The organism is Peribacillus sp. (assembly GCF_059453735.1).
In genome coordinates this window covers 1-3,427 of record NZ_JAZVJO010000008.1, presented here as the reverse complement: position 1 = coordinate 3,427, position 3,427 = coordinate 1, and the positions used below count along the sequence as shown (strand labels likewise).

Annotated in this window: 4 protein-coding genes and 1 pseudogene; 1 reads left to right on the top strand and 4 read right to left on the bottom strand. The window is 39.0% G+C overall.

Features of this window, described 5'->3' with window-relative positions:
* Both AC52RT_RS00410 and AC52RT_RS00405 read right to left on the bottom strand, forming a co-directional pair.
* Positions 1-453 (bottom strand): annotated as a pseudogene (locus tag AC52RT_RS00410) (ABC transporter substrate-binding protein); the annotation flags it as partial.
* A gap of 377 nt (positions 454-830) precedes the next feature.
* Entirely contained in the window at positions 831-1,709 is an 879-nt protein-coding gene (locus AC52RT_RS00405; RefSeq protein ID WP_495538925.1) for a LysR family transcriptional regulator, read from the bottom strand.
* A 111-nt stretch (positions 1,710-1,820) separates the two neighbouring features.
* Between AC52RT_RS00405 and AC52RT_RS00400 the strand changes: the two genes are divergently transcribed.
* A complete protein-coding gene (locus AC52RT_RS00400; RefSeq protein ID WP_495538924.1) occupies positions 1,821-2,912 on the top strand; it encodes a citrate synthase/methylcitrate synthase in 1,092 nt (363 codons plus the stop codon).
* Between the two features lie 80 nt (positions 2,913-2,992).
* Here the strand turns inward: AC52RT_RS00400 and AC52RT_RS00395 are convergent, their stop codons facing one another.
* Both AC52RT_RS00395 and AC52RT_RS00390 read right to left on the bottom strand, forming a co-directional pair.
* Positions 2,993-3,127: a hypothetical protein gene (locus AC52RT_RS00395; protein WP_495538923.1), complete on the bottom strand. Its 135-nt coding sequence runs from the start codon at positions 3,125-3,127 to the stop codon at positions 2,993-2,995.
* 35 nt (positions 3,128-3,162) lie between these two features.
* Positions 3,163-3,427: GNAT family N-acetyltransferase (locus AC52RT_RS00390; RefSeq protein ID WP_495538922.1), on the bottom strand; the 265-nt coding region annotated here is incomplete at its 5' end.

The window sequence follows — 3,427 nt, the reverse complement described above, 5'->3', positions numbered from 1 at the left end:
CTGTGTAATGATATCTGCAGCTTGTTCACGTACTTTATTTCCTGTTGGTACAATGAAATTAAGTTCCTTTTCGAAATCCCACCCTGCTTCCTCAAGCGCTTTTTTCGCTGCTGTCGGATCATAAGCAATCGTTTTAATATCCTTATTCAAGTATGGATTGATGGTTGTATACGGTCCGTCAATCACCTCGCCGTACCCTTTAAGCAATTTATCAACGATTTGTTGTCGATCGACGGCTTGACCAAACGCCTTTCTGATTTTCGGATCTTTGATGGTCTCGGTATTAAACATCATCGATTGGAAACCAAACGTATTTTCCGTCTTTGTTTTCACAGTTTCAATTTTTTCAACCGTTTCATAATCGGTCGGTACGATTTTCCCAATGCCTCCTGCCACATTCATGTGCAATTCACCCGTTTGAAGCTGAGCGACTAGATTAGCAGCAGGCATTACTACTTTAAAATTATTTTATGATAAATTTGAGACAGGTTACTTTTAACTAAAATGAACTCTCTTTATCTATCATTGTGAATGATTATACTAAATACATTTGTTGAAAACAAGATAAATTATTGATTATTCTGAATATTAAAATTAAAGAGAAACCGTTTACGTTTTAAATGGTTTTTTTACATTTATAAAATAATCATTTTAAAAAAGAAAAGTGTCCTTGGGATCCTTCCTTATTTTAATGCAGTCATATAAGTTTAATAAGCATAATGGCCGCATAGCCACTGACCACATAATTTCTCCTTATGATCAGTTTGATTATTTGCTGTTCATCTACTTGAAACGAAAGCATGTTAGCTTCCTTTAATCATTAATTTTCATCAAATTCGATAATTCGCAATAAACGCCAAAAATTCTTGTTGCTTGGTATGTTTATATTTCATAACTGCATAGGTATTCGCTTCTGGTACTTTGATGAATTGATTTGATACCTCGAGCAGCCTTCCTTCAAGCAACTCTCTTCGTACTGTTGATATGGGTAAATAGGAGACGCCTAATCCTTCAGCAATAAAACGTTTGGTTATATGGACCTGAGAGACCTCCATCATTTTTACTGAAGGATAACTGCTTTTAACGGCTCTGCACAAAGTGTCCCAGTACTCAGGGTGATTATGTGTAAATAGATAATTTGATGTTAAAACCGCTTCTTCATCTAAGGGAGGTGCGAACTCTGAGTCCAATCCATCATGGGAAGCAACTAAGATGACTTTATCTTGATAGAGAAGTTCGCTGATTATATCTCGATGCGTTCCGTTTATACACGAAAGACCGATATCCACTTCTTCCTTCAAAACTGCCTCTTCAATTTCTTTTGATTCAATAATTTTCAATGAAAATTCAACTTGAGGATGCTTTTTCAGGTATATTTTGAGCATATAGGGAAGGATCGTGTCTGCGATCAACGGGGAAATGGCTAGTGATAATTTAGTGGTATACCCCTGTCTAAACGACTCTAAATCCTCTAACCCAGATTGATAGACTTCGAAAAGCTTCTTCGCATGGCCTAGGTATCGTCTTCCCTCTTCCGTTAGTTTCATAGTTCTTCCTTCCCGTAGAAAGAGCTGCACACCTAATTCGTTTTCTAATTGTTTAATATGAACAGTTACGGACGGTTGAGAAATGTACAAAAGCTCTGCTGTTTGTCGGAAGTTCCCACAATGAGCAGCTGTGATAAAGGTGGTTAACCAAGAAAATTCCATACTCGCCTCCATAGTCTTTTATTTTTTTAATCGATTTGATTAAAAATAATTACTATTCTTAATTATCTTTAGTTTATAAACTATGATTATAAAAGGAAAGGGGAAATGTATATGCTGCACCCAGGATTAAAAGGCGTCGTTGCTGTTGAAACGTTAATCAGTGAGATCGATGGAGATAAGGGAAAGCTGTATTATCGAGGATATGACATCTTGGACATCACGAAATCTTATTCATTTGAAGAGACAGCCTACCTGTTATGGTATGGTGAATTCCCAACCATTGAACAACTTGGTGAATTAAAGGCAGCCCTTGTCCTGCATCGTATTCTTCCTGCGCATATCGAAAAGCTAATTTGCCAGCTCCCTGAAGACATGGACTTGATGAGTGTCATCAGAACGGCTGTTTCGGCAGAAGGAAATTCTACTTATGGATGGAAACCAACCGTCTCACAAGCTATTAAATTAACCGCCATGATTCCGACGATTATTGCTTTCCGGAAAAGATTCCTAGAAGGAAAAACACTCATTCAGCCTTTGAACAACGGAAGTCATTTAGAAAACTATCTATATATGTTAAATGGGGTTACGCCAGTTGAAACACATATTGAAGCATTAGAAACCTATATGATGTTGACCATGGAACATGGTATGAATGCTTCAACGTTTTCGGCTAGGGTTACCGCTTCAACAGAGTCAGAATTAGTATCTGCCATTACTTCAGCGATTGGAACCATGAAAGGTCCTCTTCATGGAGGTGCCCCATCCGAAGTCATTGATTTGTTAAATGAAGTGTATTCAGCAGGAGATGTTGAGAAAGTGATTCGTGCAAAGTTATCAAACGGTGAAAAATTGATGGGATTTGGTCATCGAGTGTATAAAACACATGATCCACGCTCCGTTTCCTTAAAGTCGAAACTGATGGAGCTTAACGGTGAGGACCCTTGGCTTGATCTCTCTATCCAGGTTGAAGAAACGGCCGTACGTCTTTTACAAGAATTTAAGCCAGGACGGGCACTCTATACGAATGTAGAATTTTATGCAGCAGCCATCATGAAAGCGATTCAGATTGAACCCGAACTGTTTACCCCCACTTTTACCGCCAGCAGAATCGTAGGCTGGAGCGCGCATGTGATTGAGCAAGCGGAGAACAATGTGCTTTTCAGACCTCAATCGAACTACATTGGTTTGATTAAAACTAATTAAGTATCATAAACTCAGCGCAAGGGCGAAACCTATTTTACGAATACGTCCTTGCCCTTTTCCGATAAACTGGGGGTATTTAGCTAAAAACAATGGTGATTTCGAAGTAATCTTGCCACAATCCCGTCTAGCATGCTCATAATCCCGTCTGAAGAGAACGTATTCCCGTCTGGAGACAGCATAATCCCGTCTGCAACTACCCGATTTCCGTCTTGCATTAAAAAAATACCCCCTAGCGTATTCGTAACCGTCATTACCTATATTCAATCAACCAACAATCTCGATACTCCCCTTCATGATATTCGTGCCTAGGCAGCATTTTTATCTTTTTAAAGCCGCATTTCTCATAGCAGCGTATGGCTCGTTTATTCCATACTTGCGGATCCATTACTACTGCCTTTGCCTGCATTTCTTTTTTCAAATAATCGGCCATTTCCGAAACCAGCATTTGCCCAATCCCTTTATTCCAGAACGATGGCTCACCGATGAATTGATCCATTCCATAGACCACTTCTTCA

Excerpts from the sequence above, each read along its gene's own strand:
- AC52RT_RS00405 (WP_495538925.1), bottom strand. The coding sequence starts at position 1,709 with ATGGAATTTTCTTGGTTAACCACCTTTATCACAGCTGCTCATTGTGGG.
- AC52RT_RS00400 (WP_495538924.1), top strand. The coding sequence starts at position 1,821 with ATGCTGCACCCAGGATTAAAAGGCGTCGTTGCTGTTGAAACGTTAATC.
- AC52RT_RS00395 (WP_495538923.1), bottom strand. The coding sequence starts at position 3,127 with ATGCAAGACGGAAATCGGGTAGTTGCAGACGGGATTATGCTGTCTCCA.